Below are 23,990 nucleotides of genomic sequence, written 5' to 3'. Positions count from 1 at the left end.
CATATCGTTTCGTTTCCGGGAAGAACGAAGATTGGCGTGGCCGTCGCGGCGGTCGCGCCGGCAGCAACGGCAAGGAGGTTCGTCATGGCAGACGTCATCGTCGGGCACGGGGTCGCCCCCGGCGATGTCTCCCCGACCATCCGGCGGATCACGGTCGCAGACCTCCGCGAGGCGCTCGCACGCGGTTGGCAGGATTTCCGCGCCATGCCGACGCAGATCGTGTTTCTCGGGCTGCTCTACCCGATCGTCGGCTTCATCGCCGCCCGTTTCGCCACCGGCGGCCTGTTGCCGCTGCTCTTCCCCCTGCTCGCCGGCCTGTCGCTGATGGGGCCTCTCGTCGCGCTCGGCCTTTACGAGATCAGCCGCCGGCGCGAGCGCGGCGAGCCCGTCTCCCTGCTGACGGCCTTCGCCGCCCTCCGTTCGCCAGCGCTCGGGTCGATCCTCGTGCTCGGCGCGATGCTGTTCGCGATCTTCCTCGCCTGGCTGGTCTCCGCCCGGCTGATCTGGCTCGCCACTCTCGGCGACGGGCCGCACGGCGAGACGATCGGCGCCCTGCTCGGCGCCGCCCTGTCCAGCCCTGAGGGCTGGCGGCTGATCCTGATCGGCAACGGGGTCGGCTTCCTCTACGCCGTTCTCGTGTTGAGCCTGACCGTGGTCTCCTTCCCGCTCCTGCTCGATCGGCCGACCTATCCGTGGACGGCTGTGCGCACCTCTCTCGCCGCCGTCGCCCGCAATCCGGTTCCCATGATCCTGTGGGGACTCACCGTTGCCGTGCTGCTCGTCCTCGGCGCGCTGCCCCTCCTCATCGGGCTTGCGGTGGTGTTGCCGATCCTCGGCCACGCCACCTGGCACCTGTATCGGCGCGTGGTCGCCTGGTGACACCGGCGGGCCAAGTGGCGGTGAACACGCAGGCCGGCGCGCCGGCCGCCTGGCAGGCCGTCTCCGTCACCTTGGCCTCGGGGTGGATCAAGGCGCGGAAGAGGCCTTCGAAGGTGGCGGCGAAATAAGCGCAAGCGGGAGTGGTGGTGTGCAGCCCGCGGCCGAGCGGGCCATCGGCGATGACGAAGGCAAGCGGTGGCCCGCGATCGACTCGGAAACGACCGGAACCCGCGAAGGTCCAAGCATGGCGCGCGATCGCCCCGGCCAGCACGCCCGCCGCAAGCGCGGGCGGCAGCAGGCGCAAAAGCCGCTGAACGGCCAGGGGAATGCGATGGGCGAGCAGGTAGCGCGCAGTGCGTTCGCCGGCATCGCGCGCCACCGCCTCGAACACCTCGGGCGGGAGCAGCGCGCGGGCGGCCCGATGCAGCGCGACGACGTCGCCTTCCACCACCATCGCCTCGGGCGGGCTGAGGAGGTGGTGCGTGAGGCCCGCTTGCGCGAACACCCGCGCCGTCATCCCTGCTCCGCAGCCCGCCTCCAGCGCTTCGACGAACCGGGTGATCGCATTCGGGCCAATCCGGCCCGCCTGCGGCGCTTCGTTGCCCGCCGGGCGGGGTGCGGCGCCGCCGTCCATCGCCGCCTCAGGCGTTCGGGCGGCTGTCCGCGCTTTGCGGCAACTGCTCGCTGCCGCCGCCGCAGACCTTGACGAACTCGATGCGCTTCGCGGGCTTCGGCGCTTCCGCAGCTTCGGATGCGGTCGGCGCAAGGCTCTCCTCGAGTTGGTCGACCCCGCCACCGCAGACCTTCACCATCTCCGCCGGGCGCAGCGTGCCGCCTTTCGGCTTGCGGCGATGCACCGTCTTCCACACCGCGTTCGGCGGTGCGGCATCGGGCAGGGCCTCGAGCTTGCGCGACATGTCGAAGCCCCACTTCAGCCGCTTCTTCGTCTGCGGGCCCCAGTAGCCGAACTTGCCGAGATCGTAGAATTTCCGCTGGAAGCCGGACTTTACGTACGCCTTCAGGCAGCCCAGCATGTAACGCCGCTTCTCGCGATCGCGGATCCACGGGTAGCCGAGTAACGCCTTGCGCATGTAGAAGCGCCGGTAGTTGTGCATCGTGCGGTCGAGCAACGTGCCGCGATCCATCGCGTCCGGCTTCATGATCGGGGTGACGAAGTTGTACTTCTCGAAGTCGAACACCTCGACCTTGTCGCCGAGCTCCTGGAACAGGTCGCTGAACGGCCAGGGCGTGTACATGGCCCAGTTCGCCATGTCCGGGTCCCAGTCCAGCGCCATGCGATAGGTCTCTTCCAGCGTCTCAACCGTTTCGTTCTCGAGACCGACGATGAATTGCGCCTCAGAAACGATGCCGTTCTTGCGCAACAGTTCGATCGCCTTCTTGTTCTGCGCGATCGTCGTCTCCTTGTTGAAGCGATCGAGCTTGAGCTGGGCGGCAGCCTCGGTGCCGAGGCTGATGTGGATCAGCCCCGCCTTGCGGTACATCGGCAACAGATCCTCGTCGCGCAGGATGTCGGTCACGCGCGTGTTGATGCCCCACAGCACGGGCAGCTTGCGGGCGATCAGCTCCTCGCAGAAGGCGACGAACTTCTTCTTGTTGATGGTCGGTTCCTCGTCGGCAAGGATGAAGAAGCCGACCTGATGCTCCTTCACCAGGTGCTCGATCTCGTCGACCACCTTCCTCGGATCGCGCACGCGGTAGTCGCGCCAGAACTTCCACTGGCTGCAGAAGGTGCAGGTGAAGGGGCAGCCGCGGGCGAAATTCGGGATCGCCACCCGCGTGTTCATCGGGATGTAGATGTATTTCGGCCAGTCGAGGATGCCCCAGTCGGGCGAGATCCGGTCGAGATCGGCGATCGGGGGCTCGGCCGGGGTGGCGACGATGCGATCCTCCTCGCGATAGGCGATGCCGCGCACCGTGTGCCGCTGCTGCGGCCAGCGGCCCTCATCGACGGTACGGACGAGGTTGAGGAACACCTCCTCGCCCTCGCCGCGCACCACGGCATCGATCCACGGCGCCTCGGTCAGCACCTGCGCGTACATGAACGTCCCGTGGATGCCGCCGAGCACGGTGACAATGCCCGGATCAACTTCCTTCGCGATCTGCAGCGTGCGTTCCGCCCGGTAGATCGAGGGCGTGATCGCGGTCACACCGACGACGTCGGGCGAGAATTCGCGCAGACGCTCGCGCAACTGGTCCTCGGAGAGATCGTCCGTCATCGCATCGATGAAGACGATGTCCGAGTAGCCGCCGGCCTTCAGGTAGCCGGCCAAATAGGCCACCCAGGCGGGCGGCCAGTTGCCGGCGATCTCGGCACCGCCGGAGTGGTAGTTGGGGTGGACGAGAACGATACGCATTCGGTTCATCCTTCCCGCGGATCGGCGGGTAGGAGAACCGTAACGAAAAGGCCGCACGTCGCCTTGCGATGGATCAAGCGCGCAGCCTGCTGCCGGTGCGTTCGACGGGCGGCGCGCCGGCCCGACAGGGCTCAGGCGGCGGCCGATGGACCGAGCCGCGGGGCAGGTGCGAGCGTCTCGGCGGCTACGGGGGCGGTGGCGACGGCCGGCATCACCCAGCCCTCCGGCATCGGGCGATACTGCGTCTTCCAGCGCAGCCACACCCCGTAGGCGGCAAGCAGGCCGAGCGCACCGACGAGATCGAGCAGGCCGACACCCAGTGCCTCGCCCGCCACCGCGTAGGCGAGCGTCAGCTTGAGGCCGAGAAAGACGAGGCCGCCCATCATCAGCGGTGGCACGACGTCGCCGATCACCACGAGCGAGGGGTGAAGCGGCGGCCGGGGATCGGGCAGGCCGGCAGCGGCGATCGCGCGTTCCGCCGCGAGGATCTTGCGCCGGCGCGCATAGGCGAACCAGACGATGACAGCGGCGATCAGAAGCAGGGGAGGGCCGATCAGGTTCTGCATGGGTCTCCTCCATCGATCGGAGACGCGGGTGCGTCGATCGGCAATGCTGCAACCGTCGGACCCGTTCAGGTCAACAGGAAACTGGTCAGCGTGCGGCGCGGGCAAGCAAGGTGCGCGGGGCGCGGTCACGCCGTTCCAGCCGGTCGTACAGCGAGACGAGCCAGGCGACGCGCGCATCGAAGCCGCGCGCCGGTGCTGCTGCCGGCGAGGCGGAGGCGGCGGCTTCGACCAGATAGCGCGTGGCCTCGAGCGGCGGGGCGCGCAGATGGGTGAGCGGCCAGAACAGGCTTTTCGCACGGGCGGCCGCGAGCAGCATCACCTTGCGCGACTTCGGCACCACTGCGCGGGCGGAGACGGAATCGAGGCCGTTCCGTTCCACCGCCCGGCCGATCTCGGCGTAGATCAATCGCGCCGCCCCGATCCCTGCCCGGCAATTCGCCGGCAGGCGCGCGATGCCGGCTTCGGCGCGCAGGTACAGGCGCTCGGCCTCGGCGAGCAACCGCGCCACCACGCGCCCGAGGGCCGGCGTGAAGCGCGGCGCGGCCAGGAAGGCATCGGGGTCGATCCCCTCCTCGGCAAGCCAATCGAGCGGCAGATAGAGGCGCCCGGCGCGAGCATCCTCGCCGACGTCGCGCGCGATGTTGGTCAGTTGCATCGCCACCCCGAGGTCGCAGGCGCGGGCGAGCACGTCGGGGTCGCGCTGGTCCATCAGCAGCGCCATGATCGCGCCCACCGAGGCGGCCACACGCGCCGCATAGGCGTGCAGGCTCGCGAGATCGGGGTAGCGTCGCGCCTCGGCATCCCAAGCGAAGCCTTCGAGCAGCGCCTCGGGCAAGGTGCGCGGAATGCCGAAACGCCACACGGCTTCCGCGAAAGCGCGGTCGGCCGAGATCGGGAACGGCCGCCCGGCATAGGCGCGATCGAGCCGTTCGCGCAGGCGCGCGAGCGCGCCGAGCCGACCCTCCTCGATGTCGATCGCGTCATCGGCGAGGCGGCAGAAGGCGTAGATGGCGCAGGCCGGGTCGCGTACGCGCGGCGGCAGCAGAAGCGAGGCGGCGAAGAAGCTCTTCGAGCCCGCGCGCAGGAGTGCCCGGCAGTTGGCGTGGTCGGCCCAGGTGGGCAGGTCAGCGGAAGCGGGCGGCATCGGGCACCACCGTATCGAGCACACGCGCGGAAGAGAGGACACCGGGCACACCCGCGCCGGGATGGGTGCCGGCCCCGACGAGATACAGCCCCGCCACCTCCTCGCTTTCGTTATGCGGGCGGAACCACGCGCTTTGCGTGAGGATCGGCTCAAGCCCGAACCCCGCCCCGCGCGGGGAGAGGACGTCGCGTTCGAAGTCGACCGGGGTCGCGACGTGCGAGACGACGATCTCCGACGACAGCCCGGGCAGCAGCGTCTCCTCGAGGTAACGGGCGATGCGGGCGCGGAAGGGTTCGGCTTCGCGGCCCCAATCCGTTCGCGACTCCAGATTGGGCACCGGGGCGAGCGCGTAGAAGGTGTCGCAGCCGGGAGGGGCCAAGGTCGGGTCGGCCGCGGTCGGCCGGTGCAGGTACAACGAGAAGTCGGGGGCGAGGACCTTGCGGCGGAAGATGTCGCGCAGATGCTCCTCGTAACGCGGCCCGATCATGATGGTGTGGTGGCCGACCGTCTCGTAGCGTCGACGCGTGCCGAAATACCAGACGAACAAGCCGTTCGAGTAGCGGGCGCGGGCGAGCCGGCGGTCGGTCCACCGCCGGCGGGGGAGATGGGCGAGCAGACTCGCGTAGGTGAAGGCCGAATCGGCGTTGGAGACGACGATGTCGGCCGGAACCGTCTCCCCGTCGGCGAGGCGGACGCCGCGCACGCGCCCCGCCTCGACCTCGATCCGCGACACCTCTGCGCGATAGCGGATCGTTCCGCCAACGTGTTTGACCAGGTCAGCGAGGCCCCGCACCAGCGCCCCCGTGCCGCCCATGGCGAAATGCACGCCCCAGCGCGCCTCGAGGGCGGGGATCAGGCAATAGACCGAACTCGCCGCCAGCGGGTTGCCGCCGATCAGCAGCGGGTGGAAGGAGAAGACGATGCGCAGCTTCGGATCGCGGATGTGGTCGGAGACCACCGAATAGACGCTGCGCCAGGCGCGCAACCGGATGAGGTCGGGTACGACGCGCAGCATGTCGGCGAGCGTGCCGAACGGCACGTGGCCCAAGCCCTCGAAGCCGATGCGGCAGGTCTCCTCGGAAAGGCGCATGTAGCGTTCCCAGCCCGGAACGTCATTGGGCGAGAAGCGCGCCACTTCGGCCCGCATCGCCGCCTCGTCGCCCGAGTAGGTGAAGATCGCGCCGTCGTGGAAGCGGATGCGATAGAAGGGCTCGCAGGGTACGATGCGCACGTCGTCGGCCAGCCGCCGGCCGGCCAGCGCCCACAGCTCCTCGAGCAGGAAGGGCGCGGTGATGATGGTGGGGCCGGCGTCGAAGGTGAATCCGTCGCGCTGGAACACGCGAGCCCGGCCACCGGGACGATCGAGCCGCTCCAGCACCGTCACCCGGAAGCCGCGCGCGCCGAGCCGCACCGCGGCGGCAAGGCCGCCGAAGCCCGAGCCGATGACGATGGCGTGCGGGCGTCGATCCTGCGCGATCGTAGGGGCGGGGCGGACGGGCGCTTCGGTCAGCATGGCGCGATCATGGCGAAACGGTTTCCGTTGCCGCCTCGGTGATCAGCGCGGCGACGAGATCGGGGCGCTCCTCGTGCGCGAGATGACCGAGGCGAGGGAGGCGAACGATGCGGGCATGCGGCACGAGGGCCCGCACGCGGTCGGCATCGCCGGGTGGCACGGTGCGGTCGTTCGCGCCGACGACGAGCACGAGGTCGGGGCGAAGCCGCGGCAAGTCGCGCGTCAGCCCGTGCAGGTCCCAGGCCGCCATCATGCCCAAGGCAGCGGCGACATGGCCGGGCCGGCGAAACAGGCGCGTGTAGAACTCGAGCGACTCGCGGCCGATCTCCGACCCTGTGCCGCGCAACACGCGCTCGACCGTGCCGCGATCGGCCGCCTGCCAGGAGAGGAACCACGGCACGACCGGCAGGCTCACCATGAAGCGGGCGAGATCGGAAAACCAGGCGAGATCGCCGGGCCCGTTGCGGATCGGCACGATGGCGCCGTTGATCGAGACGATGACGCGCGGGTCGAGCCGATCGTCGAGCGCGGCACGACAGGCGATCGCCGCGCCGGCGGAATGGCCGGCGATCAGGACGGGGCGAAGGCCGAGGGCGCGCATCAGGTCGCCCACCCCGCGCGCCATGCCGGGCAGGGTGAGGAGCGGTTCGGGCGGTTCGTCGGTGAAGCCGTGCCCCGGCAGATCGGGGGCGACCACGGTGAAGCGCCGCGCGAGCAGCGGCAACACACGCGCCCAGGAGTGCGTCGCCGCCCCCGTGCCATGAAGCAGCAGCACGCAGGGGCCCTCGCCCATCACCTGCACGTGCCAGACGATGCCGGCGGCGGGGAGGAAGCGGCTCGCCTCGCGGTTCGGCCAGTCGCGCCCGTCATGCGCCCAGTCGGGGCGGCGGCTCATGGGTGCAGCTCCATCCCCGCCCGGACCGCGCGCGAGAGACGCTCGGCGTCGGCGTAGGGCAGCGCGAGGTAGCGGGCCCCCATTTCGGCAGCGATCCGTTGCGCCATCGGTTGCGGGCGGGGCGCGGTGTCGATCAGGATCGCCGGCAGCCGCTGCGTACGCAATTGGCGCGCCGCGGCGAGCGCGTCCTCCTCAGCCTTGGGCCGGCCAGGGGTGCCGTCGCGCGCGACGTTGGCGCGGCCGTCCGTCAGCAGCACCGCGATCGGCGTGCGTCCGCGCCGCGCCACCTGGTCGGCGAGCTTGCCGACGAGGTCGAGGGCCGAGGCGAGCGGCGTGCCGCCGCCGCCGGGCAGGCCGGCGAGCGCCCGACGGGCCCGCGCCAGCGCGTTGGTCGGCGGCAGCACGATCTCCGCCGCACTGCCGCGGAAGGCGATGAGGGCGACGGTGTCGCGACGCACGTAGCAGTCGGACAACAGCATCTCGACGGCACCCTTCGCCTCGGCAAGCCGAGCGAGGGCGGCGGAGCCCGAAGCGTCGACGGCGAAGATCGCCGTCCGTTCCGTCGGCGCCTTGAAGCGGACGAGGCGAATGTCCTCGCGGCGCACGATGACGCGCGGCGTGATGCCGCTCGCGGGCCGTTCGGCGCGGCGCAGCCGCTGCCACGGTGCGGCCACCCGGATGGTCTCGACCAGGGCCAGGCGTTCGCCGGGGCGCAGGGCGCCAGGTCGGGTGCCGGCAGGGCGGCCGCGACGGCGCGCCTTCCGTTCGGCACCGAGACGACCGGCCGAGCGTGCGCCACGCCGCGCCCCGAGCCCCGCCTGCAGGTCGGCGAGGAGATCGGGCGGGATCGCCGCCTTGGCTGCCTCGAGGACGAGGTCGTCGAGCGGGCGGGGATCGGTCTCGGTGGTCGGGTCCTCCTCCGGCGGCGGTGGGGGCGGTTCCTCGGGCTCCGGGTTGTCCGCTCCTTCCGGCGGGGCGGGCAGACGGGTGGCGCGGGGGGCGAGCACCAGCCGGGCGGCGAGCGCGATGTCGTCCTCGGCGAGCGCGCTGCGGCCGGCGAGAGCGGCGGCGGCGCGGGCGACGGCGAGCGCGTGCAGGGGAGCGCGCAACGTGTGGATCCCCAAGGCGAGGCCAGCCGACACCAGGGCGGTGATCGCACGCTCATCCGCCGTCACCCGCGGCAGGAGGGCACGCGCGGCATCAAGGTCCGTCTCTCCCATCCGCGTGGGCAGGAGGGCCTCGTCGAGCGCGAGGTGGATGGCGAGACGATCGGCGAGCCCGCGGGGCACGACCTCGTCTTCGGCCAGGCCCTCGTCGAGGGCGACGACGCCGAACCGCGCCGGCAGGCGCCGCGTCAGCCCGTCGCGCTCGAGCACCACCTCGCCCTCATCGATGGCGCGCGCGATCCGCGCCGCGGTGCCGGGTTCGAGACGTTCCGCCATCGCGAGGATGATCGCGCCCCCATCGCACTCGGCGAGCACGCCACGCTCGGCCACGGCACGGCCGGCGGCGAGGGTGGCGGCGAGATCGAGCCCGCCGAGCAGCCGGCTGTCGGGGATGCCGACGGGCACTCGGCGCAACGGGCGATTGTCGGGCCAAAGGCGGCGCAACAGCGCGAGCCAAGCATCGCGCGCAGGGCCGGGGCGGGCGCGCAGCAGCACACCGCAGCCCCTGGGGTCGAGCGCGAACAGGCAGGCGGCCATTGCGGCATCGGCAGCGGGAGAGGCCGGTCCCGCTTCCGCCATGGTCAGCCTCCGAACACTTCGGCGAGCGCCCGCTCGACCCGCGTGGTGGAGGCGGTTTCATCGAGCGGGTTGCGACGCAGCCGATGCCTGAGCGCCGATGGGGCGACGATGCGCAGGTGGTGATCGGTCACTGCCGGGTCGCCCTCGAAGGCGGCAAGCGCGCGGGCGGCGCGCATGAGCGTCAGTTCACCGCGCAGCCCATCCGTGCCGAGGGCGAGGCAAAGTCGGGCGGCGCGATCGAGCGCGCCATCCGGCACCGCGACCTTGCCCAGCCGATTGCGGGCCGAAACGATCTGCCGGCGTAGCTTCGTCTCTTCCTTCGCCCAGGACGCAGCGAAGCCCACGGGGTCGCGCTCGTAGGCATCGCGACGCTTCACCACCTCGATTCGCGTGGCGATGTCCTCGGGCGTGCGGACCTCGACCGAAAGCCCGAAGCGATCGAGAAGCTGCGGGCGCAGCTCGCCCTCCTCCGGGTTGCCGGAACCGACCAGCACGAAGCGCGCAGGGTGGCGGATGGAGATGCCCTCGCGCTCGACCACGTTCTCGCCCGAGGCGGCGACGTCGAGCAGCACGTCGACGAGGTGATCCTCGAGCAGGTTCACCTCATCGATGTAGAGGAAGCCGCGATGGGCCCGAGCGAGCAGGCCCGGTTCGAACGCCTTCACCCCTTCGGCCAGCGCGCGTTCGATGTCGAGCGCACCGAGCACGCGATCCTCGGTCGCACCGAGCGGGAGGTCGACCACGGGCACGGGAACCGAGGCGACCTGCGGTTCGCCCCCGTGCGTGCAGGCCGGGCAGAGGCCGGCGGCATCATCGGGGGCGCAGTTGTAGGGGCAGCCCTGAACGACGCTCATCGGCGGCAGCAGGGCGGCCAGCGCGCGCACGGTGGTCGATTTCCCCGTGCCGCGATCGCCGAAGGCGAGCACGCCGCCGACCGACGGATCGACGGCGGCGATGAGGAGCGCCCGCTTCATCTCCTCCTGGCCGACGATGGCCGTGAAGGGGAAGGGCGGGCGGCGCGTCGGCTTGCGGGTGGCGACGACGGAGGCGCCGCCGCGGCGAGGGATCGCGTCGTCCGGCACGGGAACTCCGCGCGCGCCGCGCCTCAGGCGGCGCGCTTGAGGGCGAGGTCGGACCAGATGGCGGAGAGGGCGCCGACCAGGTGGTCGATGTCCTCCTCGGTGTGCAGCGGCGAGGGCGTGATGCGCAGACGCTCCGTCCCGCGCGGCACGGTCGGGTAGTTGATCGGCTGCACGTAGATGGCGTAGCGCTCGAGCAGGATGTCGCTGATCCGCTTGCACAGCACCGGGTCGCCCACCATCACCGGCACGATGTGGCTCGGGTTGGCGAGGTGCGGCACGCCCACCTCGTCGAGCCGGCGGCGAACTAGGGCGACGTTGGCGTGCATCGCCTCGCGCTCGGCCGAAGAGCGCTTGAGGTGTCGGATGGCGGCAAGCGCGCCGGCGGCGACGGCCGGCGGAAGGGCGGTGGTGAAGATGAAGCCCGAGGCGTAGGAGCGCACGAAGTCGACCAGGTTGGCGGAACCGGTGATGTAGCCGCCGACCACGCCGAAGGCCTTGCCCAGCGTGCCTTCGATGATGTCCACCCGGTGCGCCACCCCGTCGCGTTCGGACACGCCGCCGCCGCGCGCGCCGTAGAGGCCGACCGCGTGCACCTCGTCGAGATAGGTGAGGGCATTGTACTCCTCGGCGAGGTCGCAGAACGCGGCGATGGGGGCGATGTCCCCGTCCATCGAATACACGCTCTCGAAGGCGATGATCTTCGGCCGGTCGCGATCGAGCGCGGCGAGGTGGCGGCGGAGATCATCCACGTCGTTGTGCTTGAAGATGATCCGCTCCGCCCTGGAGTGGCGAATGCCTTCGATCATCGAGGCGTGGTTGCCGGCATCCGACAGCACCACGCAGTTCGGCAGCCGCGCGGCGAGGGTGGAGAGCGTGGCCCAGTTCGACATGTAGCCGGAGTTGAACAGGAGTGCCGCTTCCTTGCCGTGCAGGTCGGCGAGCTCCTTCTCCAGTGCCACGTGATAGATGTTGGTGCCGGCGATGTTGCGCGTCCCGCCGGCGCCGGCGCCGCAGCGATCGAGCGCCTCGTGCATGGCGGCGAGCACCGCCGGATGCTGCCCCATGCCGAGATAGTCGTTCGAGCACCAGACGGTGACCGGCGCGCCGCCTTTCAGGCGATGATGCGTGGCGCGCGGGAAGCGTCCCGCATGGCGCTCGAGATCGGCGAAGGTTCGGTAGCGCCCCTCGCGACGGAGCTGGTCGAGTTCGCGGCGGAAAAAGCCTTCGTAGTTCATGACTGTCCCGTCTCCTCGCCGAATGGGGCTTGTCCCGACGCAGTCGAATGCTCCGCCGGGGGTGTGGTTCTTGCGTTGATGTGGATCAGACCGCAGCGCTTCATGGCACCCGTCTCATGGTGCTGCGGCAGTGCCGTTGCGCTGCGCCCGCTCGCCGAGGGACCAGGCCCAGAGCGCTTCGGTGCGCAGCGGCAACATCAGGAAGGCGTGCTCGATCGCGCCCAGAGCCGCGAGCGTGCCGAGGATGGCGAAGGCGGAGGCGGCGAAGGACCCTTGCTCGGCCGAGAATGCCGCCGCGAGCAGGACCACCGCCAGCACGCCCGCCGCCGTGACCGCCGTCGGAAAGAGTGGGTTCATCTGCGCGCGCGTGAAGTGGCTCGCGATGTGGTGCAGCGCGGGCGGCAGGAGCTGGGCGTAGGTGTTGCGCACGCCGAGGAACAGGTTGAGCTTGGTCGAGGTCCGCATCGCCCAGAGGATGGCGACGGTCCAGGCGCCGACCAGGTTCTCCCCACCCCACGACAGCGCGAACACGACGACGGCGAGGGCGAGGATGAGCAGTTCGTGCCAGAGGATGGCGCCGACCGCGAGCCGGAAACGGCGAGAGAGCGACAACCCGGGCGGGCGTGGCGTGCGGTTGGGCCCGGTGATCAGGCCGGTGAGGAAGGTGAGTTCCACCCAGGCCCAGACCATCAGCCCCGCGGCGAAGGAAAGGTAGGCCCCCGAGGGGGTGGGGTCCTGCGCGGTCGCCGAGATGCCCCAGAGGGCAACGCAGAGGAGGGCGGTGGCGGCACCCACCGTGATCCGATGCGTGCGGCGCGGCAGACCGTCGAGCCAGAAGATCGCTCCGGTGGAGAACCACCAGACGAACAGGGTCGCGAGCATGGCGGCCGCGATCTCCGTCATCGGTGGTGGCTCCCGGGACCGGACGTCATGCGGCGCCTCGCCTCACCAGGCCGGAGAGAGGCGCGGGTTCGCCGGCAAGTCCGCGTGCTTGCCGGGCAGGAGATAGAGGCGGAGGAAGGTCGCAGCCGCCGCGAGCCCGAGCCCGAGGCGGCGCAGCCGACCGGCAAGGCCGCCTTGCTTCTTCGCCTCCCCGAGCTTCTCCGAGATCTCGAACAACCGCTCCATGCCGCGCAGGAAGGCGGGGTTGTCGATGTCGAGCGTGACCGGGAACACCTGCTTGCAGATCTCGCTCGTGATGCGGAAGACGCGCATGTCGTAGTCGGTGGGATCCATGCCGAGCGCCTTGTGGAACTCGGGCCGGCCATGGTCGCGCACGAACATGGTGGCGAACACGGCGAGCTGGAAGAAACGCACCCAGAGCTTGTTCAGGCCGGAGAGGAGTTCCGGATGGGCGCGCATCAAGAGCGCGAAGGCCTCGCCGTGGCGGAACTCGTCGTTGCACCACTTCTCGAACCACTTGAAGATCGGGTGGAAGCGGAGTTCCGGGTGCCGCTCGAGCTGGCGATAGATCGTGATGTAGCGCGCGTAGCCGATCTTCTCCGAGAGGTAGGTGGCGTAGAAGATGAACTTCGGCTTGAAGTAGGTGTACTTCTTTGCCTTGGTGAGGAAGGAGAGATCCACCCCCACACCGCAGTCCTTCAGCGTGTCGTTGATGAAGCCGGCGTGCCGGCTCTCGTCGCGCGCCATGAAGCCGAACAGCTCCTGCATGTCGGGGTTCTTGGTACGCTTCTTGATCTCGGCATAGAGCACGCAGCCGGAGAACTCGGCGGTGACGGAGCTGACCAGGAAGTCGAGGAACTCGGCGCGCAGGCCTTCCGGCAGGTCCTCGAGACGGAAGCGGTCGAACTCCTCCGTGCGCGTGAAGTGGCCCTTGTTCGGGTCGGAGCGGAACTCGGCCATCAGCTTGTCCCACTCCTCGCGGATGGCCGAGACGTCCATCTTGTCCATCGCGTCGAAGTCGGTGGTGTAGAAGCGCGGCGAGAGCACCGTCTCGCGCAGCGCCATGCGCGTGGTTTCGTTGATCTGGCGCGGACCATGCGCGACGCGCTCGGCGACCGCTTCCATCGTCTCGGCGACCGCCTTCTCGGGAGCAGGGCTCACGTCATACATGGACCGCCTCCTTCGGCTCGAAGCCGACATGCCAAAGCTCGGCGAGGTCGAAGATCGCGCTGAACTCGGTCAGCCAGCGATCGAGCCAGCCCGCGCGCAGCACGGTGGCACGGCAGGTCAGTGTCCGCCGTTCGTTCCAGCCAATGCGCGTCGGCACGTCGTGCAGGTAGACCGTATCGCCGGGATTGATCTCGATGCCTTGCGGGATGGCATAGGCATGCAGGCTGTCGGGCGACTGTTCGATGTCCACCTCGCAGGTGATTTCGACGGCTCTTCGCCCGAGCAGGCGATCGATCAGGCTGGGCGTCATCACATGTTCCTCCCCGTTGCGACCAGACGCGCGAAGGTCTGCACCTGAGTCTGACCGAAGGCGCCGAGATCGACCAGACGCCCCGTCGCGGTGTCCTCCAGCGTCAGGCGGCCATCTTCCCAGACGCTGACCCGGAACGGAACGTCCGCGCCGCCGGCTTCGTGCAGGCGTCGCTCGCGGGCGAGTCCGCGCAAGGTGGCACGCACGAACCCGCCCTCGCCGGGTGGGATGAGGGCGACGACCGCCCCGTTGCGCGCATCGACGATGGCGACCGCGCCGTCGGGCCGGTCCTCGAAACGCAGGTCGCGCGTCGCGATCCGTACCCCGCTCGGCGGGTCCTGCGGCTGATGGAAGCCCGGGCCGAGCACCGCGGCGAGCGTGATCGCGATCATCGCGCCGCCCACAACGAGGGGGTTGGCGATCAGACGATCGAACCGCGTGCGCGCCATGGGCGAGCCTCCCTCAGGTTATGCCGGCACCGGGGCGGGGCCGAGCGGTTCCGCCGCCGCGCCGGGCTCAGCCACCGCCGGCACGGGCTGGCCCGCCGCCTGGGCGAGCGCGCGGGCGAGGATGGCGGCGACCTCATCGGCCTGACGGAGGGCGCGCAGGCTGGGCTCCGGGTCGCGCCAGTGCCAGGGCCGCACATGCGGCCAGAGCAGCACGTAGGAAACGCGATGAGGCGGGATCAGCCGCAGCGCGATGTCGCCCGTGCCGTCGCCGAACCGCTTCAGCCCGGCGGAAGCGACGAGGGCGTAGGGCAGGTTCACCGTCACCGGCAAGGCCACCCCGCAGCGGATCACCACGCGCCGGTTGGTGATCGTGTACACGGCGAGCCGTGCGGCGAGCACGGCGAAGGTGAGGATCAGCCCGAGCGCGACGAGGGCGAGGATGGTGAGCGGCACCAGCGCCAGCAAGGCCTCGCGCACCTCCGCCCCCTCGCGCAGCTCGGCATAAAAGCCGATCAGCCAGAGCACCGCGAAGTAGATCGCGACCGCACGCAGCCGATAGGCGCGCAGCGCGAGCGGCCACCAGGCCGGGCCGCCCTGCCAGAGGATGTGTTCACCCTCCGGCAGCGGGCCCGGCAGGCCGCGGATCGGCTCGCTCTCGTGCTTGAGGTAGACCGGGCGGCTCACAGCAGGGGCTCCGAACGGTCGGGCGAGGCATAGAAGTGCCCGCCGCCGAAGTAGGCCGAAATGCGATCCTCCTCCAGGCGCGTGATCTGCTCGGGGTTCTTCAGGGTCGGCGCGGTCGCGAAGTGCTTCGCCATCACGGAGACGACGTTCACCTGGCCCTTCTCGGCATCGATCGTGGTGAGGTTCCACGGCACGACGACGGTGCGCTTGCCGGTGGGCGTCTCCACCTCGACCTCGAGGTAGCGCAGCAGGCACTCCATCTTGTCGACCCAGACGTCGCGGCAGGTGCCGACCACCTGGCCATCCGCCGCGACCACCTTCATCCCCCGCGGGTCGGGGTCGCTCTCGTCGAGATGATAGTCGTTCGCCACCCGCATCGGCACGATGCGGGGAACGTTGCTCATCCACATCGTCTCGGGCTCATCGTCGCGCAGCGCATAGGCGGCGGGCCCCACACCGTCCTGCATGGGGTCGCCCGTCGGCTGCAGCGGCGAGCCCTGGTACATGTAGGCCGGGATGGCGGCGAGCGGCGGTTCGTTGTTCGGCTTGGGCACCGTCACCGTACGCCCGTCCCACAGCAGGAAGGTCTTCGGCGGCGGCGGCTCCGGCCAGCCGCGCACCGTCACACGCCCTCCCGTCCGATCCTCCGCGATCAGCGGATAGCCTTCCCGCTTGTTCTCGCGCAGGAGATAGAAGATCAGCCCGGCGAAGAACGCCCAGAAGATGTAGAGCGTGACGAACGCCAGGTCGTAGTGTTCCGAGAGACCGGCTGTGCCTAGGCTCATGGGTGGTCACCTCGCTGGTTGTGCGGCGACGGCGGAACCCGCCTGCGCCGGGGTTGGGGCGGTCGCGTCCGCCCATGCGGGCTGCACGAGCGGGCCGATCGCCGCCAGGGTTGCGAACAGGAGCGCGATCTCGAGCAGATAGACGGCGCCGTAGCCGACTTCCGGCCCGCTGAGGGCGGGGCCGAGCGCGCCGCCAACGGCGAGGGCAGCCACGGCATCACGGATGAGCCCGCCCGCCGCCATCGCGACACCGGCCGAGGTGGCCGCGACCGCGCCCCAAGCGCCGAGGGCGAGCCCCGTTTCGCTCGCCGGTGCGGTGCGGATGCAGGCGGTGAGCAGACCGACCGAAAACAGGCCGCCGCCGAAGCCGATCAGCACCGTGCCGGCGGCGAACACCGCAAGCGAGCCGGAGGGGGCGGCGGCGAGCACGAAGGTGAAGGCGACGATGCCGGCGAGCGCCCCATGCGCGGCGAGCCGGTGCGGGTCGCTGCCGCGGGCGAGCAGTCTCGCGCCGGTGGCGAAGGCGGCGACACCGCCCGCCGCGAACAGCGCCGTCAGCACCGTCGTCGTGCCCACCGCCAGGCCGAGCACCTGCCCGCCATAGGGCTCGAGCAGAATGTCCTGCATGGTGAAGCCGAGCGTGCCGAGCCCGAGGGCGACCAGGCGGCGATCCCACCGCGCCGTGCGTCGCAGCCGCCGCCAGCTCTCGGCGAAGGAAGGGATCTCGCGGTCGTGCCGCGTCCGTGCCGGATTGCGCGGCTCCTGCTTCCACAGCGCGACCACGTTGAGGATCATGGTGAGCGCCGCCGCGCCCTGGATGACCTGGATCAGCCTCAGCTGGCTGAACTCGGCGAGCGCGGCGCCGAACCCGAGTCCGGCGATCAGCATGCCGAGGAGCAGCATCAGCGACATCAGCGACACCACCGCCGGGTGCTTCTCCCGCGGCGCGAGGTCGGTCGCGAGCGCGAGCCCTGCCGTCTGCACCGTGTGCAGGCCCGCGCCCACCATCAGGAAGGCCAACGCCGCGCCGGCCTGCCCGATCCACATCGGCCCCGTGGTGTCGCCGGAGAGGAGGATGAGCGCGAACGGCATGATGGCGAGGCCGCCGAACTGCATCAGCGTGCCGAACCACAGGTAAGGCACGCGGCGCCAGCCGAGGTAGGACTTGTGGTGGTCGGACCGGAAACCGATCAGCGCGCGCAAGGGCGCGAACAGCACGGGCAGGGCGACCATGGTGGCGACGAGCCCCGCCGCCACGCCGAGCTCGACGATCATCACCCGGTTCAGCGTGCCGAGGAGGAGCACGCTGCACATCCCGACCGAGACCTGAAAGAGCGAGAGGCGAAGCAGGCGCGGCAGCGGAAGGTCAGGGCTCGCCGCATCGGCGAACGGCAGGAAACGGGGGCCGACCCGCTTCCAGGCATCGATGAAGGCGGCCTCGAGCGCTCTCATCGCCGCGCGAGCTCCATCGCTTGCGAGGTGTAGAAGCCGCGGTGGATGCGCTCCGTCCGCCCGATCGCGATGTCGGCCAACGCAGGTTCGGCAGCGATCAGACGGCGCAACGTGCGCTCCGCGACAGGTTCGATCGAGGGCGCGCGGTCGCTCTTCGGGAAGGCGCGACCGACGGCGTGCATGACCGAGAGGAGGGCGGTGCGCGGGGCGAAGGTGAACAGGAGCGAGACGCGGCTGCGCGCGGCGAGCCCGGCGAGGACGCGCACGACGTCGGCGGCGCGGTAGTGGATCAGGCTGTCCATCGCCACCACGTGGTCGAAGGTGCCGAGGGCGGGGTCGAGCATGTCGCCGACCACCCACGCGATCCGCCCCGCGTGAGGTGCGCTTGCGGCGCGCTCGCGGGCAAGCCCGACCAGGGTCGGCGACAGGTCGACCGCCACCACCTCCGCCCCCCGCTTCGCCGCCTCCACCGCCAGCGCGCCCGTGCCGCAGCCGGCATCGAGCACACGGCGTCCCGAGAGGTCCTGCGGCAGCCAGGAAAGCAAGGTGGCGCGCATCCGCTCGCGCCCTTCGCGCACGGTGGCACGGATCCCAGAGACGGGCGCGTCCGAGGTCAGCCTCTTCCAGGCCTCGACCGCGGTGCGGTCGAAGTAGTCGAGGAGCTGGCTGCGGCGCGTCTCGTAGGTCGCGGTCGGCATCAGTCGAACCCCAAGAGGTCGAAGATCTCGCGATCGCGCAAGGGTTGCGCATCGAGCGGTTCGACCCCGGCCCAGAGGGTCTCGGCGAGGCGGATGTACTCGTTCTGCACCCGAATCACCTCGGGGGTCGGCTCCATCTCGAACAAGGTCATCTTCTTCAGCCGCGACTGGCGGATGACGTCCGCCGCCGGCAGATGGGCCAGGAGTTTCATCCCGGAAGCGCGGTTGTACTTCTCGATCTGATCCACGCTCTCCGAACGGTTGGCGATCACGCCCCCGAGCCGCACCGGGTAATTGCGCGCTTTCGCCGCAATGGCGGCGACGATGCGGTTCATCGCGAAGATGGAATCGAAGTCGTTGGCGGCGACGATCAGGCCGCGATCGGCGTGCAGCAACGGTGCGGCAAAGCCGCCGCACACCACGTCGCCCAGGACGTCGAAGATGACGACGTCGGTTTCCTCGAGCAGGTGATGCTCCTTCAGGAGCTTGACCGTCTGCCCGACCACGTAGCCGCCGCAGCCCGTGCCCGCCGGCGGACCGCCCGCCTCGACGCAGAGCACGCCGCCGTAGCCCTCGAACACGAAATCCTCGGGACGGAGCTCCTCGGTGTGGAACTCCACGCTTTCCAGCACGTCGATCACGGTGGGGCAGAGCGACTTCGTCAGCGTGAAGGTGGAATCGTGCTTCGGGTCGCAGCCGATCTGCAGCACCCGCTTGCCGATCCTGGTGAAGGCGACGGAGAGGTTGGACGAGGTCGTGCTCTTGCCGATGCCGCCCTTGCCGTAGACGGCGAACACCTTCGCCCCTTCGATGCGATAGGCGGTGTCGGGGTGGACCTGGACCGAGCCCTCGCCATCGGGGCGGGAGGGAAGGACGCGGGTCCCCTTGCGCTTGAGGTCGATCGTCGTCATGCGCTCGCTCCCGCGGTGATGCCCTCGAGCCGATCTTCCAGTTCCTCTCCGGCACGGCGCAGGCGGTCGATCACCTCCTGCGGTGGCGACCAGTAGCGCCGCTCGTGCGCCTCGATCAGCCGATTGGCGATGCGCGCCGAAGCGGTGGGGTTGAGGCGGGCGAGCCGTTCGCGCATCGCGTCATCCAGCATGAAGGTCTGCGCGAGATGGTCGTACACCCACGGGGCGACCTGCCCCGTCGTCGCCGACCAGCCCATCGTGTTGGTGACATGCGCCTCGATCTGCCGCACGCCCTCGTAGCCGTGGGCGAGCAGCGCCTCGTACCATTTCGGATTGAGCGCGCGCGTGCGCGTCTCCAGCGCCACCTGTTCGGCGATGGTGCGGATTTTGCCTTCGCCGCGCGTCTGATCGCCGATGTAGACGGCGGCGTCGCTGCCCCGCACGCGCTTCACCGCGCGTGAAATGCCGCCCAGCGTGTCGAAGTACTGATCGATGGTGGTCAGCCCCACCTCGATGCTGTCGAGGTTCTGGTAGGTCACCTCGACCTTGGCGAGCAGGTGGTTCAGCACGCGGTCCTGCCGCACGGGCCTGCCATCCGTGCCGTAGGCGAAGCCCTTGCGCCGCACATAGGCCTCGGCCAGCTGATCCTCGTCCTCCCAGGCACCGGAGTCGACGAGCTGATTGACGTTCGCACCATAGGCACCGTCGGCATTGCCGAACACGCGGAGCGCGGCCTCCTCGATGGTACCGCCGTGCTCGGCGAGATAAGCGAGAGCGTGCTTGCGGATGAAATTCCACTCGAGGGGTTCGTCGGCCTGCGCCGCCAGCAGGGCGGCTTCGGCGAGCAGCTTGGTCTGCAGCGGCAACAGGTCGCGGAAGATGCCCGAGAGCGTCACCATCACGTCGATGCGCGGCCGCCCGAGCCGCTGGAGCGGCACCAGTTTCGCGCCGCAGATGCGGCCGTAGGAGTCGTGCCGCGGCTCCGCTCCCATCAGCCACAACGCCTGCGCGATCGGGCAGCCTTCCGTCTTCAGGTTGTCGGTGCCCCACAGCACCATCGCCACCGTCTCGGGCAAATCATGCCCGTCGGTGCGGTAGCGCTCGAGCAGACGTTCCGCCTGGCGCGCGCCGTCGGCAAGCGCGAAGGCGGAGGGGATCTTGAACGGATCGAAGCCGTGCAGGTTGCGCCCCGTGGGCAGCACGTCGGGCGAGCGCAGGAGATCGCCGCCCGGGGCGGGGCGGATGTAGCCGCCATCGAGTGCGTGCAGGATGGCGGGGATCTCGTGGTCGGCGGCGAGCAGCGCATCCAGCCGCGCGCGCTCCGCCTCGTCCGTGATGCCGGCCGCATCCAGAATTTCCGCTCGCTGTTCCGCGGTCGGCGGTTCGCCCACCACGTGCAGGCCGTGCGGGATCAGCGTGTATTCGAGTTCGAGCAGGGCGTCGGTCAGTTTGCGGATGGCGCTCTCCGGATCCGCCCACGGCGGCTCGGCTTCGGCAAGGCCGACCGCGTGGGCCTGCGCCTGGATCAGGCCGGCCAGCGCCAGCTGCGCATTCGGGTCGGTGTCCGGGTCCTGGCTGCGCCAGCGGTCGAGCGAGGCCTTGAGCTCGAGTAGGCCGCGATAGAGCCCGGCATGCGCCACCGGCGGGGTGAGGTGGCTGATCAGGATCGCGCCCGCACGGCGCTTGGCGAGCATGCCCTCGGAGGGGTTGTTCGAGGCGTAGAGATTGATGTTCGGCAAGTCGCCGATCAGCCGATCCGGCCAGCAGGCGGAAGAGAGGCCGGCCTGTTTGCCCGGCATGAACTCGAGCGCGCCGTGCGTGCCGAAGTGCAGCACCGCATGCGCGCCGAAATCCTCGCGGATCCAGCGATAGAAGGCGGAGAAGGCGTGGGTCGGGGCGAAGCCGCGCTCAAAGAGGAGCCGCATCGGGTCGCCCTCGTAGCCGAAGGCGGGCTGCACCAGGACCGAAACGTTGCCGAAACGGGCGCCGAGGACGAAGATCGATCGTCCGTCCGTCTGTGCCCGTCCGGGTGCGGGCCCCCATTGGCGTTCGATCTCGGCGAGATGCGGCTCGCGCCGGACGTGATCGTCGGCCGGGATGGCGGCGAGCACGTTCGCGGGCATGCCGTAGAGGGCGGCATTGCCGTCGCAGACCGCCTTCTGCAGCGCTTCCGCACTTTCCGGCACCTCGACGGTGTAGCCGGCTTGCTTCATCGCGGCGAGCACGTTGCGCACCGAGGCGAAGACGGACAGATACGCCGCCGTGCCGACCGCGCCGGCGTTGGGCGGGAAGTTGAACAGCACGATCGCCACCCGCCGTTCGGCGCGGGAGGACTTGCGCAGGGCGACAAGGCGGGCGACGCGCGCGGCAAGGGTGGCCGCCCGTTCGCGGTGCGAGACCATGTCGCGCAGGCACGCGACGCCGTCGCAGCCGGGGCATGCGGTGCCGTCGGGCGAGGGCGAGCAGCGCCCGCCGAACGTCATCGGCCAGATCGCGCCATCGAGCTCCGGGATGGCGACCATCATGGTCGCTTCGACGGGGGTAAGACCGCGGGGGTCGTTTTCCCAGTGGCGCAGGGTCTGGAACTCGAGCGGATGGGCGGCGAGGTAGGGCACATCCAGCCGAGCGAGGATCTCTTCCGCCGCGCGCGCATCGTTGTAGGCGGGGCCGCCGACCAGCGAGAAACCGGTGAGCGAGACGACCGCATCGACGATCGGCCGGCCATCCTTGATGAAGAAGCGTTCGATCGCCGGTCGCGCATCCAGCCCGGAGGCGAAGGCCGGGATGACGCGCAGCCCGCGCGCCTCGAGGGCGGCGATCGCGCCGTCGTAGTGCCCGGTGTTTCCGGCGAGGAGATAGGAGCGGAGCATCAGCACGCCGACCGTGCCGGCCGATCCTTCCGCCGGCAGATCGGCCAGGCGCTCGGTGATCCGCCCCCGCGCGCGCGGGTGGTAGAGCCCGACCTCGGGGTAGTGGATCGGCGCGCCGACCGAGAGCGTGCCGGCAAGCGCGGCGCGCGGCCCCATCGCGTAACGGTTGACCAGCAGGCGCACCAGGTTGGCGATGTTCTCCTCGCTCCCCGCGAGCCAGTACTGCAGGGCGAGGAAGTAGGCGCGCACGTCCTGCGCGGTGCCGGGAATGAAGCGCAGGAGTTGCGGGATGCGCCGCAACATCGCCATCTGGCCCTGGCCGGACGTGCCGTTGCCGGAACCCTTGCTGCCGCGGAGCTTCTTCAGCAGCGCAAGCGGGCCCTTCGCTTCCCCGCTCATCGAGAAGCGGCCGAGGCGCGTGAGCCGCATCACTTCGCCCGCCGACATCATGCAGAGCATGGCGTCGCAAGCCTCGCGCCGCGCCGCGAGGTCGGGCAGGACGAGGCGGATGTGCTCGTCGAGGAACAGCATGGTGGCGACGACGATGTCGGCCCGCGCGATGTCCTCGCGGCAGCGGGCCAAGGCCGTCTCGTCCGATGCCCACTCGTCGGCGGCGTGGACCGACAGCACGAGCCCCGGCAATTCGCCACGTCGCAGCGTCGCGGCCGCGCGCATCGCGGCCGAGGTGAGATGGCTGTCCATCGTCACGATCGCGACGCGCACGGACGTCGCGTCAGCGTGCGAAGTGCGCTTTGGCATCGTACAGCGTCTCGACCGTGATGGTGCGGATGCCGCGCTCGGCGGCGTAGCGTTCGGTATTGCGGCGCGCCTTGCCGCGGACGAAGAAGGGCACCTTGCCGAGCTCCTTCGTCGCCTCCGGGGTCCAGACCGGTGCCGCGGACGCCTCCTCCGTCGGCTTGGAGAGTGCCACCGCCGCCGCGACCGGGGAGGAGGCAGCCGCGGCGACGGTGGCCGTCGCGCCGAGGTGGGATGGCGCGGCTTCGTCGTGGAACTCGAAGTCCTCGCGGAACATCGCGAGCAGGTGCTCCTCGAGTCCCATCATCAGGGGATGGACGAAGGTGTCGAACAGCACATTGGCACCTTCGAACCCCATTACGGGGGAGTAGCGGGCTGGGAAATCCTGCACGTGCACGGGGGCGGAGATCACCGCGCAGGGAATGCGGTGCTTCTTCGCGATGTGCCGCTCCATCTGCGTGCCCAGCACCAGTTCGGGCGCGGCTTCCGCGATCTTCGCCTCGACCTCGAGATAGTCGTCGGTGATCAGCGCCTCGACGCCGTAACACGCGGCGGCTTCGCGCACCTCGCGCGCGAACTCGCGCGAATAGGTGCCGAGGCCCACCACGGTGAAGCCCAACTCCTCGGCCGCCACACGGGCGCAGCCGATGGCATGCGTGGCATCGCCGAACACGAACACGCGCTTGCCGGTGAGATAGGTGCTGTCGACCGAGCGGCTGTACCAGGGCAGGCGCGAGGCCTCCTCCTCGAGCACGGACGAGGGGTCGACGCCGGCGAGTTCGGCCACCTCGCGGATGAAGTCCCGTGTGGCGCCAACACCGAGCGGCACCGTACGCGTCGCCTTCTGCCCGAAGCTGCGAGCGAGCCAGGACGCCGCCGTGCCCGCGATCTCGGGATAGAGGACGACATTGAAGTCGGCCTCGCCGAGGCGGGCGATGTCGGCGGGCGAGGCACCGAGGGGGGCAACCACGTTGACCGCGACACCGAGGCGCCCGAGCAGGTCGGTCACTTCCCGCAGGTCGTCGCGGTGGCGGAAGCCGAGCGCGGTGGGGCCGAGGATGTTGGCCCGCGGCGGGCGGTCTGCCGGGCGCGGCGGGCGTGGCGTGCCCGGCGGCGGCGCATGGGGCCCGGCGAAGGCGCGCACCACGCGGTAGAAGGTTTCCGCCGCGCCCCAGTTCTCCTTCTTCGCATAGGAGGGGAGCTCGAGCGGCACGACCGGCACCGCAAGCCCCGCCGTGCGTGCCAGGCCTTGCGGATCGTCCTGGATCAGCTCGGCGGTGCAGGAGGCGCCGACCAGGATCGCTTTGGGACGGAAACGGTCGTTCGCCTCGATGAGCGCGTCGCGGAACAGGTTCGCCGTGTCGGCGCCGAGGTCGCGCGCCTGGAAGGTGGTGTAGGTGACGGGCGGGCGCGAGGCGCGCCGCTCGATCATGGTGAACAGCAGGTCGGCGTAGGTGTCGCCTTGCGGAGCGTGCAGCACGAAGTGGACGTCGCGCATGGCGGAGGCGATGCGCATCGCGCCGACGTGCGGTGGCCCTTCGTAGGTCCAGACCGCGAGCTGCATCGGC

21 protein-coding genes are annotated in these 23,990 nt (G+C 70.2%); 1 reads left to right on the top strand and 20 read right to left on the bottom strand.

Annotation, left to right across the window (positions count from 1 at the left end; all coding sequences use genetic code 11):
• Positions 1–84 precede the first annotated feature (84 nt).
• Positions 85–879 carry a DUF2189 domain-containing protein gene (locus tag DWB05_RS05710; protein WP_114375850.1) on the top strand — a complete coding sequence of 265 codons (795 nt, stop codon included), beginning with the start codon at positions 85–87 and terminating at the stop codon, positions 877–879.
• On the opposite strand, the gene bchJ is transcribed toward DWB05_RS05710, so the two are convergent.
• The 20 genes from bchJ to bchB all read right to left on the bottom strand — a co-directional run bounded on the left by bchJ (position 803) and on the right by bchB (position 23,986).
• Positions 803–1,513 (bottom strand): bacteriochlorophyll 4-vinyl reductase, encoded by a 711-nt coding sequence (gene bchJ / locus DWB05_RS05705; protein ID WP_114375848.1) that lies wholly within the window; start codon positions 1,511–1,513, stop codon positions 803–805. The genes DWB05_RS05710 and bchJ overlap by 77 nt on opposite strands.
• Before the next feature lie 7 nt (positions 1,514–1,520).
• Positions 1,521–3,254, bottom strand: coding sequence for a magnesium-protoporphyrin IX monomethyl ester anaerobic oxidative cyclase (gene bchE / locus DWB05_RS05700; protein ID WP_114375846.1), 1,734 nt, complete (start codon positions 3,252–3,254; stop codon positions 1,521–1,523).
• A 131-nt stretch (positions 3,255–3,385) separates the two neighbouring features.
• Positions 3,386–3,820: a hypothetical protein gene (locus tag DWB05_RS05695; protein ID WP_114375844.1), complete on the bottom strand. Its 435-nt coding sequence runs from the start codon at positions 3,818–3,820 to the stop codon at positions 3,386–3,388.
• Positions 3,821–3,905: 85 nt separating this feature from the next.
• Positions 3,906–4,964 (bottom strand): phytoene/squalene synthase family protein, encoded by a 1,059-nt coding sequence (locus DWB05_RS05690; protein ID WP_114375842.1) that lies wholly within the window; start codon positions 4,962–4,964, stop codon positions 3,906–3,908.
• Complete coding sequence (locus DWB05_RS05685) at positions 4,945–6,477, bottom strand: phytoene desaturase (protein WP_114375841.1); 1,533 nt, start codon at positions 6,475–6,477, stop codon at positions 4,945–4,947. The genes DWB05_RS05690 and DWB05_RS05685 overlap by 20 nt, the downstream gene beginning before the upstream one ends.
• 7 nt (positions 6,478–6,484) lie before the next feature.
• Complete coding sequence (gene bchO / locus DWB05_RS05680) at positions 6,485–7,372, bottom strand: alpha/beta fold hydrolase BchO (RefSeq protein WP_114375839.1); 888 nt, start codon at positions 7,370–7,372, stop codon at positions 6,485–6,487.
• Complete coding sequence (locus tag DWB05_RS05675) at positions 7,369–9,117, bottom strand: magnesium chelatase subunit D (protein WP_114375836.1); 1,749 nt, start codon at positions 9,115–9,117, stop codon at positions 7,369–7,371. Before DWB05_RS05675 ends, bchO begins: the two co-directional genes overlap by 4 nt.
• A 2-nt stretch (positions 9,118–9,119) precedes the next feature.
• Positions 9,120–10,199 (bottom strand): magnesium chelatase ATPase subunit I, encoded by a 1,080-nt coding sequence (gene bchI / locus DWB05_RS05670; protein ID WP_456298223.1) that lies wholly within the window; start codon positions 10,197–10,199, stop codon positions 9,120–9,122.
• A 23-nt stretch (positions 10,200–10,222) separates the two neighbouring features.
• Entirely contained in the window at positions 10,223–11,434 is a 1,212-nt protein-coding gene (hemA, locus tag DWB05_RS05665) for a 5-aminolevulinate synthase (RefSeq protein WP_114375835.1), read from the bottom strand.
• 114 nt (positions 11,435–11,548) lie between these two features.
• Entirely contained in the window at positions 11,549–12,337 is a 789-nt protein-coding gene (puhE, locus tag DWB05_RS05660) for a putative photosynthetic complex assembly protein PuhE (protein ID WP_114375834.1), read from the bottom strand.
• A gap of 42 nt (positions 12,338–12,379) precedes the next feature.
• Positions 12,380–13,507 (bottom strand): magnesium-protoporphyrin IX monomethyl ester (oxidative) cyclase, encoded by a 1,128-nt coding sequence (acsF, locus tag DWB05_RS05655; protein ID WP_198669055.1) that lies wholly within the window; start codon positions 13,505–13,507, stop codon positions 12,380–12,382.
• The gene (locus tag DWB05_RS05650; RefSeq protein WP_198669054.1) at positions 13,500–13,817 is read right to left on the bottom strand and encodes a hypothetical protein; all 318 of its coding nucleotides are present in this window, start codon (positions 13,815–13,817) and stop codon (positions 13,500–13,502) included. Before DWB05_RS05650 ends, acsF begins: the two co-directional genes overlap by 8 nt.
• Entirely contained in the window at positions 13,817–14,266 is a 450-nt protein-coding gene (gene puhC / locus DWB05_RS05645; protein WP_114375833.1) for a photosynthetic complex assembly protein PuhC, read from the bottom strand. The genes DWB05_RS05650 and puhC overlap by 1 nt, the downstream gene beginning before the upstream one ends.
• Before the next feature lie 18 nt (positions 14,267–14,284).
• Positions 14,285–14,950, bottom strand: a complete 666-nt coding sequence (gene puhB, locus DWB05_RS05640) for a photosynthetic complex putative assembly protein PuhB (RefSeq protein WP_114375832.1) — start codon at positions 14,948–14,950, stop codon at positions 14,285–14,287.
• Positions 14,947–15,735 carry a photosynthetic reaction center subunit H gene (gene puhA / locus DWB05_RS05635; protein WP_114375831.1) on the bottom strand — a complete coding sequence of 263 codons (789 nt, stop codon included), beginning with the start codon at positions 15,733–15,735 and terminating at the stop codon, positions 14,947–14,949. Before puhA ends, puhB begins: the two co-directional genes overlap by 4 nt.
• Positions 15,736–15,741: 6 nt before the next feature.
• The gene (locus DWB05_RS05630) at positions 15,742–17,187 is read right to left on the bottom strand and encodes an MFS transporter (RefSeq protein ID WP_114375830.1); all 1,446 of its coding nucleotides are present in this window, start codon (positions 17,185–17,187) and stop codon (positions 15,742–15,744) included.
• A complete protein-coding gene (gene bchM / locus DWB05_RS05625) occupies positions 17,184–17,885 on the bottom strand; it encodes a magnesium protoporphyrin IX methyltransferase (protein ID WP_114375829.1) in 702 nt (233 codons plus the stop codon). The genes DWB05_RS05630 and bchM overlap by 4 nt, the downstream gene beginning before the upstream one ends.
• Entirely contained in the window at positions 17,885–18,796 is a 912-nt protein-coding gene (bchL, locus tag DWB05_RS05620) for a ferredoxin:protochlorophyllide reductase (ATP-dependent) iron-sulfur ATP-binding protein (RefSeq protein ID WP_114375828.1), read from the bottom strand. The genes bchM and bchL overlap by 1 nt, the downstream gene beginning before the upstream one ends.
• A complete protein-coding gene (locus DWB05_RS05615; RefSeq protein WP_456298222.1) occupies positions 18,793–22,389 on the bottom strand; it encodes a magnesium chelatase subunit H in 3,597 nt (1,198 codons plus the stop codon). The genes bchL and DWB05_RS05615 overlap by 4 nt, the downstream gene beginning before the upstream one ends.
• A 10-nt stretch (positions 22,390–22,399) precedes the next feature.
• On the bottom strand, positions 22,400–23,986 hold the full coding sequence (bchB, locus tag DWB05_RS05610; protein ID WP_114375826.1) for a ferredoxin:protochlorophyllide reductase (ATP-dependent) subunit B: 1,587 nt from the start codon (positions 23,984–23,986) through the stop codon (positions 22,400–22,402).
• Positions 23,987–23,990: the final 4 nt, after the last annotated feature.

Source organism: Elioraea thermophila (ex Habib et al. 2022), assembly GCF_003336755.1.
Classification (GTDB): Bacteria; Pseudomonadota; Alphaproteobacteria; order Acetobacterales; family Acetobacteraceae; genus Elioraea; species Elioraea thermophila.
The sequence above is the reverse complement of the archived record's forward strand: the minus strand, read 5'-3'. Positions and strand labels throughout refer to the sequence as shown.